Source organism: Streptomyces sp. NPDC003635 (assembly GCF_053587635.1).
Genome location: NZ_JBSFOK010000009.1, coordinates 187,156 through 203,036, shown reverse-complemented (window position 1 = coordinate 203,036; position 15,881 = coordinate 187,156). Strand labels below are relative to the sequence as shown.

16 protein-coding genes and 1 tRNA gene are annotated in these 15,881 nt (G+C 73.1%); all 17 read left to right on the top strand.

Features of this window, described 5'->3' with window-relative positions; genetic code table 11:
* Window positions 1–5: 5 nt before the first annotated feature.
* Window positions 6–1,328 carry a molybdotransferase-like divisome protein Glp gene (glp, locus tag ACWDRW_RS12065; RefSeq protein ID WP_451722380.1) on the top strand — a complete coding sequence of 441 codons (1,323 nt, stop codon included), beginning with the start codon at window positions 6–8 and terminating at the stop codon, window positions 1,326–1,328.
* Between the two features lie 129 nt (window positions 1,329–1,457).
* On the top strand, window positions 1,458–1,937 hold the full coding sequence (gene moaC / locus ACWDRW_RS12060) for a cyclic pyranopterin monophosphate synthase MoaC (protein ID WP_451722379.1): 480 nt from the start codon (window positions 1,458–1,460) through the stop codon (window positions 1,935–1,937).
* Entirely contained in the window at window positions 1,934–2,449 is a 516-nt protein-coding gene (locus tag ACWDRW_RS12055; protein ID WP_451722377.1) for a MogA/MoaB family molybdenum cofactor biosynthesis protein, read from the top strand. The genes moaC and ACWDRW_RS12055 overlap by 4 nt, the downstream gene beginning before the upstream one ends.
* A complete protein-coding gene (locus ACWDRW_RS12050; protein WP_451722414.1) occupies window positions 2,446–3,114 on the top strand; it encodes a GNAT family N-acetyltransferase in 669 nt (222 codons plus the stop codon). Before ACWDRW_RS12055 ends, ACWDRW_RS12050 begins: the two co-directional genes overlap by 4 nt.
* Before the next feature lie 184 nt (window positions 3,115–3,298).
* Window positions 3,299–4,531, top strand: a complete 1,233-nt coding sequence (gene sepX, locus ACWDRW_RS12045) for a divisome protein SepX/GlpR (RefSeq protein ID WP_451722375.1) — start codon at window positions 3,299–3,301, stop codon at window positions 4,529–4,531.
* Between the two features lie 171 nt (window positions 4,532–4,702).
* Window positions 4,703–4,776: transfer RNA gene (locus ACWDRW_RS12040), tRNA-Ala, on the top strand.
* A 489-nt stretch (window positions 4,777–5,265) separates the two neighbouring features.
* A complete protein-coding gene (locus ACWDRW_RS12035) occupies window positions 5,266–5,442 on the top strand; it encodes a hypothetical protein (protein WP_451722373.1) in 177 nt (58 codons plus the stop codon).
* A gap of 173 nt (window positions 5,443–5,615) precedes the next feature.
* The gene (locus ACWDRW_RS12030; protein ID WP_451722371.1) at window positions 5,616–6,653 is read left to right on the top strand and encodes a LuxR C-terminal-related transcriptional regulator; all 1,038 of its coding nucleotides are present in this window, start codon (window positions 5,616–5,618) and stop codon (window positions 6,651–6,653) included.
* A 319-nt stretch (window positions 6,654–6,972) separates the two neighbouring features.
* On the top strand, window positions 6,973–7,242 hold the full coding sequence (locus tag ACWDRW_RS12025) for an acyl carrier protein (RefSeq protein WP_451722369.1): 270 nt from the start codon (window positions 6,973–6,975) through the stop codon (window positions 7,240–7,242).
* A 34-nt stretch (window positions 7,243–7,276) separates the two neighbouring features.
* Window positions 7,277–8,527, top strand: a complete 1,251-nt coding sequence (locus ACWDRW_RS12020) for a beta-ketoacyl-[acyl-carrier-protein] synthase family protein (protein WP_451722368.1) — start codon at window positions 7,277–7,279, stop codon at window positions 8,525–8,527.
* Window positions 8,524–9,705, top strand: coding sequence for a beta-ketoacyl synthase N-terminal-like domain-containing protein (locus ACWDRW_RS12015; protein WP_451722366.1), 1,182 nt, complete (start codon window positions 8,524–8,526; stop codon window positions 9,703–9,705). The genes ACWDRW_RS12020 and ACWDRW_RS12015 overlap by 4 nt, the downstream gene beginning before the upstream one ends.
* Window positions 9,702–10,769, top strand: a complete 1,068-nt coding sequence (locus ACWDRW_RS12010) for a beta-ketoacyl synthase N-terminal-like domain-containing protein (protein ID WP_451722365.1) — start codon at window positions 9,702–9,704, stop codon at window positions 10,767–10,769. Before ACWDRW_RS12015 ends, ACWDRW_RS12010 begins: the two co-directional genes overlap by 4 nt.
* Before the next feature lie 119 nt (window positions 10,770–10,888).
* A complete protein-coding gene (locus ACWDRW_RS12005) occupies window positions 10,889–11,686 on the top strand; it encodes an alpha/beta fold hydrolase (RefSeq protein WP_451722364.1) in 798 nt (265 codons plus the stop codon).
* Window position 11,687: 1 nt separating this feature from the next.
* The gene (locus ACWDRW_RS12000; protein WP_451722362.1) at window positions 11,688–12,662 is read left to right on the top strand and encodes an acyl-CoA thioesterase; all 975 of its coding nucleotides are present in this window, start codon (window positions 11,688–11,690) and stop codon (window positions 12,660–12,662) included.
* Window positions 12,659–13,846: a beta-ketoacyl-[acyl-carrier-protein] synthase family protein gene (locus tag ACWDRW_RS11995; protein ID WP_451722361.1), complete on the top strand. Its 1,188-nt coding sequence runs from the start codon at window positions 12,659–12,661 to the stop codon at window positions 13,844–13,846. Before ACWDRW_RS12000 ends, ACWDRW_RS11995 begins: the two co-directional genes overlap by 4 nt.
* Window positions 13,847–14,014: 168 nt before the next feature.
* A complete protein-coding gene (locus tag ACWDRW_RS11990; protein ID WP_451722359.1) occupies window positions 14,015–15,049 on the top strand; it encodes a beta-ketoacyl synthase N-terminal-like domain-containing protein in 1,035 nt (344 codons plus the stop codon).
* Window positions 15,043–15,873: an SDR family oxidoreductase gene (locus ACWDRW_RS11985; protein ID WP_451722357.1), complete on the top strand. Its 831-nt coding sequence runs from the start codon at window positions 15,043–15,045 to the stop codon at window positions 15,871–15,873. The genes ACWDRW_RS11990 and ACWDRW_RS11985 overlap by 7 nt, the downstream gene beginning before the upstream one ends.
* The last annotated feature ends 8 nt before the right edge of the window (window positions 15,874–15,881 follow it).

Genomic DNA, 15,881 nt, shown 5'->3' with positions numbered 1-15,881 from the left:
CCACTTTGAGCAGCGCCGCGCCCCGCACCACCGGCCAGGACCACCTCTGGTCGGTGGACGAACACCTGGAGGACATCCTCGCGACCGTCCGCCCCCTCGAACCCATCGAGCTGCAACTGCTCGACGCCCAGGGCTGCGTCCTGGTCGACGACGTCACGGTGCCGGTCTCCCTGCCGCCGTTCGACAACAGCTCGATGGACGGGTACGCGGTACGGGTCGCCGATGTCGCGGGCGCGAGCGAGGAGTTCCCGGCGGTCCTGGAGGTCGTCGGGGACGTCGCGGCGGGCCAGGCGGAGCTGCTTCAGGTGGGCCCCGGCCAGGCCGCCCGCATCATGACCGGTGCCCCGCTGCCGCCCGGCGCCGAGACCGTCGTACCCGTCGAATGGACCGACGGGGGACTCGGCGAGGGCCCCGTCGCCGGGATGCGCGCGCGCAGCCTCGCGCCCGAGGGCGCCTTTGGGCAGGTGCACGTGTACCGGCCCGCCGAGGCGCGCGCGCACGTGCGCGCGACGGGCAGCGACGTGAAGGCCGGCGACCGCGCCCTGGAGGCCGGGACCGTCCTCGGCCCGCCGCAGATCGCCCTGCTCGCCGCGATCGGCCGCGGGACGGTCCGCGTCCGCCCGCGCCCGCGCGTGGTCGTGATGTCCACCGGCAGCGAACTCGTCCAGCCCGACGAGGAATTGCGCAGCGGCCAGATCTACGACTCCAACAGCTTCGCCCTCACGGCGGCCGCGCGGGACGCCGGCGCCATCGCCTACCGCGTGGGCGCCGTCGCCGACGAAGCCGAGACGCTGCGCTCCACCATCGAGGACCAGCTGGTGCGCGCCGACCTCATGGTCACCACCGGCGGTGTGAGCGTCGGGGCGTACGACGTCGTCAAGGAGGCGCTCGAGTCCGTCGGCGACGAGGACGAGGCGGGCAGCGGCATCGAGTTCCGCAAGCTCGCCATGCAGCCCGGCAAGCCCCAGGGCTTCGGATCCATCGGGCCCGACCACACCCCGCTGCTGGCCCTCCCCGGCAACCCGGTCTCGTCGTACGTCTCCTTCGAGCTGTTCGTGCGACCGGCCATCCGCACCCTCATGGGGCTCGAGGACGTGCACCGGCCGCGCACGACCGCGACCCTCACCGCGGACAAGGCGCTGACCTCGCCCAAGGGGCGCAGGCAGTTCCTGCGCGGGCTGTACGCCGACGGCGCCGTCACCCCGGTCGGCGGCGCCGGATCGCACCTGGTCGCCGCCCTCGCGCACGCCGACGCGCTGATCGTCGTCCCCGAGGACACGGAGTCCGTCGAGCCGGGCGCCGAGGTCGAGGTCGTGCTGCTCGGCTGAGCCCACGCGCGCGTGCCGGTCCGCGGGCCGGTCCTGCTCCGGTGCGCGCGCCGACTTGGCGGTACCGTGTCGCGCACAGCAGGCCCAGCGCCGCACCGCACGGGGCCCGGACCGGGAGCGCCACACAGCATGAGTACGCAGGACCGACTGACGCACATCGACGACGCGGGTGCCGCCCGCATGGTCGACGTATCGGAGAAGGACGTGACCGCGCGCACCGCCCGCGCGAGCGGGCGCGTCCTGGTCTCGCCCCGGGTGATCGAGTTGCTGCGGGGCGAGGGTGTGCCCAAGGGCGACGCGCTGGCCACCGCCCGGATCGCCGGGATCATGGGCGCCAAGCGCACCCCGGACCTGATCCCGCTGTGCCACCCGTTGTCGGTGTCGGGTGTGAAACTGGATCTGTCGGTCGCGGACGACGCCGTGGAGATCCGGGCCACCGTGAAGACCACGGACCGCACGGGCGTCGAGATGGAGGCCCTCACCGCGGTCTCCGTCGCCGCGCTCACCGTGATCGACATGGTCAAGGCGGTCGACAAGGGAGCGGTCATCACGGACGTACGCGTGGAGGAGAAGACGGGCGGCAAGTCGGGCGACTGGAGCCGGGCGTGACCGCCGGGACGCGCCGCGCGCTGGTCGTGACCGCCTCCAACCGCGCCTCCGCCGGGGTCTACGAGGACAAGGGCGGCCCGCTGATCGCCGAGGGGCTCAAGGGCTTCGGCTTCGCCGTCGAGGGGCCGCAGGTCGTGCCGGACGGCGACCCGGTCGAGGCCGCGCTGCGGGCCGCCGTGGACGCCGGGTACGACGTCGTCGTCACCACCGGCGGCACCGGCGTCTCGCCCACCGACCGCACCCCTGAGGCGACCCGCAGGGTGATCGACTACGAGGTGCCGGGCATCGCGGAGGCCATTCGGGCGTTCGGGCGGGAGAAGGTGCCGACCGCCGCGCTCTCGCGGGGCCTCGCCGGGGTGGCGGGCGGCACGCTGATCGTCAATCTGCCGGGTTCCACCGGCGGGGTGAAGGACGGGCTCGCCGTCCTGGAGCCCCTGCTGGCGCACGCCGTGGACCAGATCCGCGGCGGCGATCACCCCAGACCCGGCGCCGGCAGTGGGGGTGCGAGCTGAACAGCCCGTCCTGGCCCGTCGTACTGGCGGACGGCGATGTCGTCCTCCGGCCGATAAAGCTGCGTGACCAACGGGCGTGGCGCGAGGTCAACCGGCGCAACCGGGACTGGCTGCGCCCCTGGGAGGCGACCATTCCGCCGCCCACCCCCAGCGGGCCGATCGCGCACCGGCCGACCTACCGCCAGATGGTCCGCCACCTGCGCTCCGAGGCGAACTCCGGCCGCATGCTGCCGTTCGTCATCGAGTACCAGGGGCGGCTCGTCGGACAGCTGACGGTCGCGGGCATCACCTGGGGCTCGATGTGCTCGGGGCATGTCGGCTACTGGGTCGACGAGGCGGTGGCGGGCCGCGGGGTGATGCCGACGGCGGTGGCGCTCGTCGTGGACCACTGTTTCCGGACCGTCGGACTGCACCGCGTCGAGGTATGCATTCGTCCGGAGAACGGGCCGAGCCGCCGGGTGGTGGAGAAACTCGGATTCCGGGAGGAGGGGCTGCGGCCCCGTTATCTCCACATCGACGGGGCCTGGCGGGACCACCTCGTGTTCGCGCTCACCGCGGAAGAGGCGCACGACGGGTTGCTGAGCCGCTGGCACCGGGCACGATCCCAGGGCAGGACGCACGACGGTCCGCGCAACGCGCACAACACCCCAGGGAATCCCGGGTAGCGGGGAAATTGAATAAGTGTTCGATAATGATCGGCTCGTGACCGTCTTGGAGCGCTGAATTCGCCGCCTCTGTGGCCTGCTGATCGCATCGGTCACAAAAAAATTTCGAAATATCAGCCAGATCGTGCGACACACCGGCTCAATTGGCGGATGGCCTCACACAAACCCCTCTACCGTGTGAGGCGTGAGCAGCAGCGGCCTCATCTACGCAGTCATTGTCGGGGCCTGGGCCGCCTACTTGGTGCCGATGTGGCTCCGTAGGCAGGACGAGCTGAACGAGGCCCGTCCGACGGAACGCTTCAGCACAGCCATCCGGTTGCTGTCCGGACGGGCCGGGATGGAGCGTCGGTACGCCAAGGACCTGCGCGCGCGCTCCGCCGACGAGGGGGAGCCCAGCGCCGACGACCCGGACGGCGTCACCGCATCGGTGGACGTCCGGGCCTTCGCCATGCCTCCGACGCGCCCGCAGGCGGTGGTTCAGGCGCGCACGCAGGAGCAGGAGCGGTCCGAGCCCCCTCGCGCGCACGCCTCCGCGGCGGAGCCCGAACCCGGCCCCGCCCCGGCGCGCAAGTCACAGAAGGCGAAGGCGGCGCAGAAATCGGTGCCCGCCGCACGCCGCACGGCTCCCTCGCCCAGCGCGGAGGCGGCCGCGGCACGCGCCCGGCGCACGAAGGTGCTCGCGCGCCGCCGGCGCACCACGGTGATGCTCTTCCTCGCCTTCACACTCGGCGCGATCGTCGCGGCCGTCGGAGGGCTCGCGTTCCTCTGGGCGCCCGGCGTGCCCGCCGTGCTGCTCAGCGGATACATCGCCTACCTGCGCTCCCAGGAGCGCCGCCGCTTCGCGTACCAGATGGACCGCCGGCGCGCGGAAGCCGCCGCGCAACGGCTCAGGGAGCGTGCGCGCCAGCCGCGTCGGCGGGCGGACGCCGACGTCGGCGCGGACGCAGAGGAGCCGGACGAAGCCTCCGGACCGCAGTCCGACCCCGGCCTGTCGGCGCTCGCCGCGGACCGGCGGGCGCTCGTGGAGCAGACCGATCACGCCGAGTGGGTCGACCAGCAGCGGGAGCGGCAGCGCAGGCCGGGGCAGGGCGAGAGCTGGGATCCGGTGCCCGTGCCGTTGCCGACGTACGTGACCGCCCCGGTCGCGCCGCGGGCCACCGCCGACGTGGACCTCGGGGCGCCGGACGCCTGGAGCTCGGCGCGGTCCAGTGCGGCCGCGCCGGAGCGGGAGGCGGCGGAGCCCCGCGCGGGGGCGGCCGAGCAGGCGGAGGCCGCCGACGGTGAGGAGAGGGCCGACGGCGGCGGGCGCAGTGACGCCCGCCGGGCCGCGTCCGCCCGGCGGGCGCGTGAGCGCGGACGCACGCCGTTGTTCGACCAGTACGAGGACGGCGGGCGGCCGCGGGCGGCCAACGAATAGGTCAGGCTCGCGGCGCGCGTCCGCCGTGGGCCGTCCAGGGGTGCCGGTCGGCCTCCACGCGGGTCACTCGTCGTGGGCGGTCGCGCGTCCGCGCCGGTCACCGGCCAGGGCTCTGTGCGGAACGGATTTCCAAGCGGGCGGATCGGGATGCTAGAGTTTCACTCGTTGCAAGGGCCTGTGGCGCAGTCCGGTAGCGCACCTCGTTCGCATCGAGGGGGCCAGGGGTTCAAATCCCCTCAGGTCCACCGCAACAACTGCTCCTGAGGAATCAGGGCAGTTGATGAGATCCCGTCCGATCGGTAGATCGGGCGGGATCTTTTTTTGTCCGGACTGAGGCCGTGTCAGGTGTGTGCCAGGCCTCCCGCCGGACCTCCAGATGTCGTGTGCGGGGATGGCATCATGCTGCACCCCCCGCCCGGGGCGGGCTCCCGGGAGGCGGGGGTGGGCGCGGGGCGCGGGGGGCGTTCGGCGCGGGGGCGCGGTCCTGGGGAGTGGGGCCGGGGCGGTCGTGCAGCTCAGGTGGGTGGAGAGGGCCTGCCGGGGTGGGGCGGGGGGAAAGCGGGTGATCCAGTTCCGCTGTCAGCACCCTGCCAGCGCAGGTCCCTGCATTCCTTTTCGCTGGTGATCCGTGGGGCCGCTCAGCAAGAATTCAATCACCGGGCGGCGAGGGGAGCCGGACCGGGGAATCGTTCGGATGGTTCAGGAATTCATAATTCCGAGGGGGAATTCTTTTCATGGGCAAGAATCTGCTGCGCGCCGCGGTCGTCGCTCTGGGTCTGGTCCTCGCCGGTGTCGGTGCGGGCAGCTCGTCGGCCGTGACCGAGAGCGGTGTCTCCACGACCGAGAAGTACGGAGACCCGATCTGGGGGGCGGCGCCCGCAGGGGAAGCGGGAGACCCCATTTGGGGCTGATTTCCTGATCGGCCGAGTCGAGTTTCGGCCAAAGATGTCTTAAAAGGGCCCATCCTTCGGGATGGGCCCTTTGTTACTGCCCGGTTCGATCACATATTCGTTGCGGAACCGTTTCCCCATCCACATAATTGGCCGAGACCTTACGGGGGCGACACCGAGGCGAGGGGGCATGCGTGCTGGAACCGCTGGGGTTGGGGGCCCACGCGGCCGAGGTCTACCGGGCCATGCTCAAACGGCCTGATTTCAGCGTCGACGATCTCGTGACGACCCTCGGGTGGCAGCCCGAGCTGGTCAGGTCGGCGCTCGACGAATGTGTACGACTCGCGCTCATCAAGCCGTCCTGGGACGCGCCCGGCGAACTGCGCGTCGTGAGCCCGGAGATCGGCCTCCAGGCACTGCTCACCCGACAGGAGAACGAATTCCTGGAACGGCAGAAGCGGATTGCCGAGGCGCGCATCGAAGTGGCGCGGTTCATCGACGAGTACACCGCGGCGCAGCAACGGCAGCGCAGTACCGTCATCGAACGGCTCATCGGAATCGACGAGATACGTACGCGCATCGAGGAATTCACCCAGGAATGTGAAACAGAGTTGCTCGCCTTCGCCACGGGGGGTCCGCAGACCGAGGCCAGCCGGGAGGCCAGCCGGCCGTTGTGCGAGAAGCTGGCGCGGCGCGGCGTGGTGATGCGCAGTATTTATCTGGACAGCGTTTATAACGACCCGGCGACGGTTGAACATCTGCGGTGGTTGCACTCGCACGGGGATCAGGTGCGGACGACCGCTTCGTTGCCGTCGCGGATGTTGTTGTTCGACCGGACGCACGCGGTGTTGCCGATCGATCCCGACGCGTCGGCGGCGGGGGCGTTGGTGCTGCACGGGCAGGGGATCATCGCGATTCTGGGTGAGCTGTTCGAGCGGGTGTGGGAGAACGCGCTGGCCTTCAGCGGGGGGCGGCCGCAGCCTCGGGAGCGGGGGGACGAGGAGCTGTCCGGGCAGGAGCAGGCCGTGTTGCGGCTGCTCGGGGAAGGGCTCACGGACGAGGTGGTGGCGCGGAAGCTGGGGGTTTCCGTGCGGACCGGGCGCCGGATCACCGCGGAGCTGATGGGGCGGCTGGGGGCGCGGAGTCGGTTTCAGGCGGGGTTGCGGGCCGCGCAGTTGGGGTGGCTCGCGGGGGCGGACGGCGTGGAGCCGGAGAGTCGCACGGCCGTCTAGCGGTACGGCTGCGTTGGCGTACGGCGGCTTGGGCGTAAGCCGGCTGGGGGGTAAGCCGGTTGGGGCGTGCGGCGGTTCGGGCGTGCGGCGGTGAAGGCTCCCTGCGGCGATCCGGTGCCGTAGGCAGTCGATGAACCGTCCCTTCTGTGACGCCCGTTGGATTCGGTGGTGGGCGCGGGGGCACGGCCGCGCGGGCTCGCGTTGTGGGGCGGTGGGCCTCGTATAGGCCTCGTATAGCGGTTGATTCCAGGCTCGGGGCAACGCTTGGAGGACGGGGGCTGTGTCCCGGACTCCGTTACCGATCCTCATTGGAGTCGAGATGCCCAACGCGAACGTGACCACCGTGCTGGACGAGGCCCGCAAGCAGGAGATCAAGGAGATCGTCTGCGACATCCTCGAGATCGACGAGGACGAGGTCACCGAGACCAGCCTCTTCAAGGAGGAGCACGACGCGGACTCGCTGCGTGCCATCGAGATCCTCGCCGCGCTGGAGCGCACCCAGAACGTCACCATCGACCAGGCCGAGCTCAGCCGCATGGTCAACCTCGAGGGCGTCTACATCGTGGTCGCCGAGGCCGCCCAGAGCTGATCTGCCGTCCCGACCGTCAGATGGGTGAGCTTCGATGAACGCTTCGAGCAACACAGGGCGCCGGGTGGTCATCACCGGACTCGGCGTGGTCACCAGCATCGGCATCGGTGTGGAGGCCTTCACCGCCGGCCTCCGGACAGGACGCAGCGGCGTCAAGCCGATCACCGCGTTCGACACGACCGGCTTCGCCCACGCCAACGGCTGCGAGGTCACCGACTTCGAGCCGGAGCACTGGGTCACCCGGCAGTCCCCCGAGGAGCTGGGCCGGGCGAGCCAGTTCTCCGTGGCGGCCGCCAGGATGGCGGTCGAGGACGCGGGTCTGAGCGTCGCGGACGTACGGGCCCGCCGATCCCTGGTGTCCGTCGGCACCACGGACGGCGAGTCCCGCGACCTCGACCAGCTCGTCGCCGCGAGCCTGGACAGCGGGCCCGAGGAGTACGAGCCGACCGTCGCCCGGCGCATCCCCGCCGGTCGGCTCTCCGCCGGGATCGTGCGCGAACTGGAACTGGAGGACGTGGAGGCGGTCACCCTGCCGACCGCGTGCGCGGCCGGCAACTACGCCGTCGGCTACGGCTACGACGCCATCCGCAGCGGGGACGTCGACGTCGCCCTGTGCGGCGGCGCGGACGCCGCCTGCCGCAAGACCTTCACCGGGTTCTACCGGCTCGGCACCATCGCTCCCGAGGTGTGCCGGCCCTTCGACAAGGACCGTGAGGGCATCCTCACCGGCGAGGGCGCGGGCATCCTCCTCATGGAGAGCCTGGAGTCCGCGCTGGCCCGGGGGGCCCGGATCTACGCCGAGGTGCTGGGGTACGGGCTCGCCTGCGACGCCCTGCATCCCGTGGCCCCGGACCGGGACAGCATCGCCCGGACGATCCGGATCGCGCACCGCAACGCGGGCGTCACCCCGGACCAGGTCGACTTCGTCTCCGCGCACGGCACCGGGACGAAGGCCAACGACATCACCGAGGCGGGCGCCATCCGCCAGGTCTTCGGCGCGGACGCCATGCCGCGCACCGTCTCCATCAAGTCGATGATCGGTCACAGCATGGGCGCCGCCAGCGCGGTCGCCGCCGCGGCCTGCGCGCTCGCGCTGACCGAGGGGTTCATCCCGCCGACCGTCAACCACCGGGAGACCGACCCGGAGTGCGGGGTCGACTGCGTGCCCAACGAGGCGGTCGAGGCCGAGCTGAACGTCGTGCAGAACAACGCGCTCGCCTTCGGCGGCAACAACGCCGTGCTGATCCTCGGGGCGTACCGGGGTGAAGCGGTGGGTGCGGCATGAGCTGGATCGTGACCGGGATGGGCGCCGTCGCCAGCATCGGCGGCAGCGTCGAGGAGATCTTCGACTCGCTGGTCGCCGGCCGCAGCGGGCTCGCGCCCCTGCGCGGGTACGACCGGGAGAAGTTCCGGGCGCAGGTGGCGTACGAGATCGACGACCGGCCCGCGCCGGGCGTGGACGAGCCGCTGCGGGCGACCCGTTGGCTGGAGCAGGCCGTCGCGGCGGCCGCCGCGGACGCCGGGCTCGGGGACGATCTGACCGGGGTGCCCGTGCTGGTCGGCACCACCCTGCGCGAACTGCGCTCGGTGGAGCTGTCCTGGCGGGACAAGGTGCCCTTCGACGCGGCCGACCTGCACTTCGGCACCATGCTGCGGCGCCGGTTCGGGGCCGCGGACACGCACACCGTGGCCAACGCCTGTTCGGCCTCGCTGTACACGCTGGCGCTCGCCACTGATCTGCTGGAACTGGGGGTGGCGGACACCGTCGTCGTCGCCGGGGTCGACACCATCAGCGAGAGCACGTACGGGCTGCTGGACCGCTGCTATCCCGAAGCGCCCGACCGGGTACGGCCCTTCGACCGGGCCCGGCGCGGGATGCTCCAGGGCGAGGGCGCGGTGGCCGTGGTGCTGCGGCGGGAGAGCGACGGGGCGGGCCCCGGGGCGCGCGCGCACGCCCGCGTGCGCGGTGTCGCGGTCAACTGCGACGCCCATCACCCCTCCGCGCCGGACGCGAAGAACATCACCGCGGCCGTGCACGAGGCGCACGCGCGGGCGGGTGTACGGCCGGCCGACATCGACCTCGTGATGCTGCACGGCACGGGTACGCCGCTGAACGACGAGGCCGAGTCCACGGCGCTCGGCGCGGTGTTCGCGGGGGTCGACCCGTCGCCGTACATGACGGCGATCAAGTCGATGACCGGGCACACCGCGGGGGCGTCCGGGCTGCACAGTCTGGTCGCGGCGGTGGACGTGCTGCGCGGCGGGGTCGTGCCGCCGACCGTGTATCTCGACGATCCGGTGGACGCCGTGGCCGGGTTCCGGCTGGTGCGGGGTGCCGCCGAGCGGGCGGACGGGCCGCTGCGGATCGCGCAGGTCGACTCGTTCGGCTTCGGCGGGCTCAACGCGGTCGCCGTGGTGGAGGCCGTACCGGAGTCGTCCGCAGGGGAAGGAGCGGGGAGTTGACTGCCGCACGCAGGGCGCAGGTCGTGATCACCGGGCTGGGTACGGCCGTACGCGGGCTCGACGGGCCTGCCGGGCTGCTCGGGCCGCTGCCCGCGGGGCACCGGGCCGCGGACGATCCGGTCTCCCGGCTCACCGGGCGCGGGCTGCGCTACAAGGACCGGGCCACCAAGCTCGCCATGGCCGCCGCGCGGGACGCGCTGGAGGCGGCCGGGCTGCTCGACGGCGCGGGGGAGCTGACGGTCCCGGGCGAGAGCGTCGGGGTCGTCGCCAGCACCAACTACGGCAACTGCGACACCGTCTGCGAGACCGTGCAGACGATCGCCGAGTCGACGTATCTGGGCACGAGTCCGATGATGCTGCCGGCCACGTCCAGCAATGTCGTCGCTTCCTGGGTGGCCATCACCCACGGGCTGCGGGGCGCGAACCTGACCCTGTGCAACGGGCCGACCTCCGGTCTGGACGCCGTGAACTGGGCCCGGCTGCTGGTCGCCGCCGGGCGGGTGGAGCGGGTGCTCGTCGTCGGGGTCGAGCCGGACAACGCGGCCGTGCGGCATGTCACGGAGACGCCGGAGCCGGAGGGTTCCGACGCCGAAGGGGCGCCGGAGCTCTTCGACGGGGCGGTCGCCCTGGTCGTCGAGTCGCCCGCGTCGGCCCGTGCGCGCGGGGTGCGTGCGCTGGCGGCGCTCGGGCCGTACGCACGCCGGGGCGCGCACGCCGAGGCGGTCGCTGAGGTCCGTGCGCTGCGGCCCGGGCCGGTGGGGCTGTGGTGCGTGCCGGAACATCCCACCGGCGTGCGGGCCCCCGCGCCCGCGCTCGGGGCGGCCGCCGGGTCGGTTCCGGTCCACGATCTCTCCGCGCTGTACGGCCCGGCGTCCGGGGCACTCGGAGTCCTCCAGTGCGCCGCCGCGGCCGTATGGCTGGAGCGCGCGAGCGGGAACGCCGGGGACCCTGAGGCCACCGTCCTCGTCAGCGCGGGCACGGGTGACGCCGGCGGTGACGACGCGGGCGCGGCGCTGCTCCTGGCGGCGCCCGAGGCGCTCGCGGTGGCGGGCAGTGCGGCATGAGCGCGCACGACGTGAGTGCGGGGCGCTCGGACCGAGGTGCGCGCCCTTCTCAGGGGCGCGCGCCGCGCCCTCCGCGCGGAGAGCGTGGGCTCGGTGGCGGCGGCCGGCGTGAGCCCGTCGTGCGGTTGCGCCGGGAGGCGCGCGCGGGCTCCCCGGTCGTGCGGATGCTCGTGCTGCACGGGCTGGCCGGGAGTACCGCCGTGTGGCGGGCGTACGAGGAACTCGCGCCGGAGTGCGTCGAGCTGTGGGACGGGGCACTGCCCTGGGGGGCCGACGGGGATCCCGAGTGGAGCATCTCCGACGATCCCGCCGGGCATGTGGCGCGCGCCCTCGACTCGGTGCCGGGCGGGGTGGACGTGCTCGTCGCGCACTCCTTCACCGTCGGACCCGCTCTCGAAGCCGTCGTGCGGCGGGACGTGCGGCCCCGTGGGGTCGTCGCCGTCGCGCCCTTCCACCGGCGGGATCCCGGCGAGTTCGGCTGGGACGACGCCGCCTACTACCTCAACGGCTTCCACCGCATCCTCGAGGAGGGGCTGCGGATCAGCGCGGGGGACCGGCTGTCCCCGCAGCTCAGGGCCGCGATGGCACTGCGGGTGCGGGACCGGATCGGGCCCTACGGCTGGCAGCAGTTCTTCGGCGCCTATCTGCGCAGCCCCTTCCTCGACGTCGACGCGCTGCGGATGCCCGTGCTCGTCGTCGCCGGGGCCGAGGACTTCGCGGCCCCGCCGGCCGACGCGGCGGCGCTGGCCGCTGCGCTCCCCGACGGACGGCTCGAACTCCTCGAGGACTGCGGGCACTTCGCCATGGCGGAGCAGCCCGAGCGGTTCGCCCGGGCGGTGGCCGGGCTGCTGCGGGACGCGGCACCTCCCGCCCCTTCCGACCTTTCCCTTCTGACCATCCCTACGCACCGGAGTTGACGTGACCACGAACACCGCTGACATCGAGGCCGCGGTCCTCGCCCTCCAGGAGCCCAGTTCCCTGGAGATCCGGCCCCGCTACGAGGGCTCCAACATCTGCACCTGGATCGGCTTCAAGCACGTCAACTACCTCGTCGAGGAAGCCGTTCTGAACCATCTGCGCCAGGCCGGACTCGCCCCGGGCACGATCTACGAGGTCTACGGACTGTGCACGGACCTCGTCGACATCGACACCCGCATCCTGCACGCCTTCCACATCGACGACACCGCCGTCGCGGAGGTCAAGCCGCACCGCAAGGCCAAGGCCGACGAGCTGGTCTTCGCCGTCACCCTCCACGTGCGGCGGGAGAGCCTGCTCAAGGCGGTCACCTCCACCGTCCGCGTCCAGCTGCGCCTCGACCCGCGCGGCGGCGGCGAGCTGCCGGTGCCGGCGCCGCTCGCGCCGTACGCCGTCGACAGGCTGGCCGCTAAGCCGGGCTGGACGCCGGAGCCGGTCGAGGCCGACCTCGCCGCCGACGACCTGGTCAAGGAGCTGACGGCCGGGCGCAACGCGTACGCCTGGAAGTTCCGTATCCCCTACTGGTACTGCCACTTCACCGAGCGCCAGCAGATGTCGGGCTACCTGCGCCTGATGGAGGAGGCCAAGGACCGGCTCGTCGCCGACCGCGGGGTCTCCATCAAGACGCTGCTCGACGAGCAGAACTGGATCCCGGTCGTGCCGCACTCGCGCGTCACGATCCTCGACGAGGCGCGGATGGAGGAGGACCTGTACATCGTCCTCACCGTCGAGAACGTCTTCAAGGGCTTCACCTACGACTCCCGGATGGACACCTACGTCGTCCGCGACGGCGAGCTGGTGCAGACCGCGACCGGGCGGATCACCCACGGGTACGCCGTGATCGAGAACCGTCGCGACTGGAGCCTGGTGCCCTTCGACGACCGCATGAACGCGGCCCTGGAGGGCCGGACGGCATGAGTGCCGAGGTCGAGGTCCTGGTCACCGGGATCGGTGCCGTCACCTGTCACGGTGCGGGCGCCGACACGCTGTGGGGCGCCATGACGGCGGCCGGCGTCCGCCTGCCCGACCGGCCGGCCGACCCGCTGGCCCGGATGGAGCTGCCCCTGATCAGCCTGGTGCCGGACCCCGACCTCGCGGCGGAGCGGGCGACGCGGTTCGCCTCGCTCGCCGCACGGGAGGCGCTCGCCGACGCGGGGCTGGACGCCGAGGCGCTCGGCGACGGTCGTACGGCCGTGGTGCTCGGCAGCTGCATGGGTGAGCCGGGAACCAATGAGCGCGGGCGAGGGCCGGAGGGCGGCTGGGCGCCGCCGTTCCGGCTCGCGACGGCGCTCGCCGGGGAGCTGGGCGTCCACGGCACCGTCCACGACCTGGGCAATGCCTGCGCCGCGGGGGCGTACGCCCTGGGCGTGGCCGCCGATCTGGTGCGGGCGGGCGAGGCGGACGTGGTGATCGCCGGGGGTTCCGACGCGTACTCGCGGGTCGCGCTCGGCTGCTTCAACCGGCTCGGCGCGGTGGACGCGGAACGCTGCCGGCCCTTCGAACGGGACCGCGCCGGGACGGTGTTCGCCGAGGGCGCGGGCGTGCTGATCGTGGAGTCGGCCGAACATGCGCGGGCGCGTGGAGTGCGCGCCGGTAGCGGTGCCGTGCGGCTCGGCGCCGTCGCGTGGAGTTGCGACGCCGGGCATCCGACGGCCCCCGAGGCCGACGGGGACCAGATCGTACGGGCGATGCGCGAGGCCGTGGGCGCGGCGCCGGAGTCCGTGGGGTGTGTGGTTCCGCACGGCACCGGGACGCGGCTCAACGACGTGCTGGAGAGCCGGGCGCTGCACCGGGTGCTCGGGCCCGGCGCCGCGCGGGTGCCGCTGTACAGCCTGAAGGCGCTGCTGGGTCACGCGGGCGGGGCGTCGGCCGCGCTCGGCGCGGTGGCGGCGGCGCTGATCCTGCGGCACGGCGAGATCCCGCCGAACGTGCCGCTCACCGACCAGGACCCCGAGTGCGAGGTCCTGCTGCCGCAGGTCACGCCGGTACCGCTGCCCGCCCGGGCACGACGGGTGCTGGTCAACGCCTACGGGTTCGGCGGGAACAACGCCTCGGTCGTGCTGGAGGGGGTGACGGGAGATGGGCGTGGTGCTGCTGCCTGAGGCGGGCGGGGCGCTCGTCGGCCCGGGTGCCTTGGGGTCGGGCGGAGGCAACCGCCGGACGGGGACGCGGGGAACGGGTGCGGCGCTGCTGCCGGAGGCGGGCGGGGCGCTTGTCGGCCCGGAGGGCTCGGGTTCGGGTGGGGACATGCGTGGAGGGGGTGACGGGTGATGAGTCTGATCGTGTCCGAGGCCGTGGAGTCCGCGCGGTCGGCGGGGTACGGCGAGCTGGCCGTGACCGGGGTCGGGGTCGTGTCCCCCTGGGGTGACTCCGCCGCGGACGTGCTGGCCGCGGGGGGTGCGGATCGGCCGGGGGACGACGGGTGGTTCGACCATCGGGCGCGGCTCGGCGCGCGGGGGTACAAGTACCTGCCGCCCGCCGCCCAGTACGTGCTCGCCGCCGCCCGTGCCGCCGTCGCCGACGGCGGTCGGCCCGACGCTGTGCCGGCCGCTCGGCGCGGGCTGCTGCTCGCCACCGGGGCCGGGCTCGCGGGGCTGTTCGACGCCATGGACGTGACCGTGGCCGAGGAGGGCGCGCACGCGCTGTCCCCGGCGACGGCCCCCTACTTCGCCGTCAACGTGCTCGGCAACCGGCTCGCCGCCGAGCTGGAGCTCAAGGGGTTCTCGCTGACCGTCGCCACCGCCGGTACGGCCGCCGCGGACGCGCTGTCCGCGGGGGCGCTGGCGCTGGCCGCCGGGCGCTGCGACGCGCTCCTGCTCGCGGCGGTCGAGGAGCCGGTGCCCGCCGGGCGCGGCGGAGGCGGCCAGCAGGGGGCGGTCGTCCTCGCCCTGGAGCCGCCGGCCGCCGCGCTGGACCGGGGGGCACGGGTGCACGGCACCGTACGGGCCCGGTCGCTGTTCCTCGCCCCCACCTCACTGCGTCAGAGCGCGGGGCGCGAACGGGCCGTCCGGCGGGTGGCCGACGCGGTCGCCGAACTCACCGGCGCCGCCGCCTTCGCCGTACACCTCGATCTTGACGGGTCCCCGGTCGCGGAGGTGGTCGCCGAGGCCGTCCCCGGGACGGTCCACCGGGGCGGTGGAGCCGGTTGTCTGCGCCCCGCCCTCGCCGTCGCCGACGCGCTCGGAGCCGAGGCGCGGCTCGTCGTCACCGCCACCGGGGAGGGCCATGTCGCCCTCGTCCGGGTGGCCCCGGACCACCCGGTCCTCCTCAACGCCGCTTCGTCCACAGGAGTCTCCGCATGCTGAAGTCACTGGAAGGGAGCTGGTGCCTGGTTCTCGGGGCGTCCAGCGGGATCGGGCGGGCCATCGCCCTGGGAATGGCCCGGGAGGGCGTCCATGTCGCGGGCGTGCACTTCGACACCGCCGGCCGGGCCGAGGAGGTCCGGGAGCTGGTCGAGGAGATCCGCGGCCACGGAGTCGAGGCGCACTTCTTCAACGCCAACGCGGCAGCCAAGCGCACCCGCGCCGAACTGGTCCCGCAGCTGGCCGAGTTGACCGGGGCGACCGGTGGCATCCGGATCCTGGTGCACTCGCTGGCCTTCGGCACGCTCGTGCCGTTCACGCCACGCCCCGGCTGGGACAAGGAGATCAGCTCCCGCCAGCTGGAGATGACCCTCGACGTGATGGCCAACAGCCTCGTCTACTGGACCCAGGACCTGCTCGGCGCGGGGCTGCTGCGCGACGGTTCCAAGGTGTACGCCATGACCAGCGCCGGCACCTCGCAGGCGCTGCCGAGCTACGGCGCCGTCTCCGCCGCCAAAAGCGCGCTGGAGGCCCATGTGCGCCAGCTCGCATGCGAGTTGGCGACCCGGGGCGTCGCGGTGAACGCGCTGCGCGCCGGTACGACGGTGACGCCCGCCCTGCGCCGGATCCCCGAACACGCCGGGTACGTCGAGCGGGCCGCCGAGAACAACCCGCACGGGCGGCTCACCCGGCCCGACGACGTCGCCGAGGCCGTGGCGCTGCTGTCCCGCTCCACCTCGTCCTGGCTGACCGGCAACACGATCGGGATCGACGGCGCGGAACTGCATGCCGCGGCCGGCGCCTGGGGTGCGCCGACGGCTGTCTGAAATCCGCC

Excerpts from the sequence above, each read along its gene's own strand:
- moaC (WP_451722379.1), top strand. The coding sequence starts at position 1,458 with ATGAGTACGCAGGACCGACTGACGCACATCGACGACGCGGGTGCCGCC.
- ACWDRW_RS12035 (WP_451722373.1), top strand. The coding sequence starts at position 5,266 with ATGGGCAAGAATCTGCTGCGCGCCGCGGTCGTCGCTCTGGGTCTGGTC.
- ACWDRW_RS12025 (WP_451722369.1), top strand. The coding sequence starts at position 6,973 with ATGCCCAACGCGAACGTGACCACCGTGCTGGACGAGGCCCGCAAGCAG.
- ACWDRW_RS12020 (WP_451722368.1), top strand. The coding sequence starts at position 7,277 with ATGAACGCTTCGAGCAACACAGGGCGCCGGGTGGTCATCACCGGACTC.
- ACWDRW_RS12015 (WP_451722366.1), top strand. The coding sequence starts at position 8,524 with ATGAGCTGGATCGTGACCGGGATGGGCGCCGTCGCCAGCATCGGCGGC.
- ACWDRW_RS11995 (WP_451722361.1), top strand. The coding sequence starts at position 12,659 with ATGAGTGCCGAGGTCGAGGTCCTGGTCACCGGGATCGGTGCCGTCACC.
- ACWDRW_RS11990 (WP_451722359.1), top strand. The coding sequence starts at position 14,015 with ATGAGTCTGATCGTGTCCGAGGCCGTGGAGTCCGCGCGGTCGGCGGGG.
- ACWDRW_RS11985 (WP_451722357.1), top strand. The coding sequence starts at position 15,043 with ATGCTGAAGTCACTGGAAGGGAGCTGGTGCCTGGTTCTCGGGGCGTCC.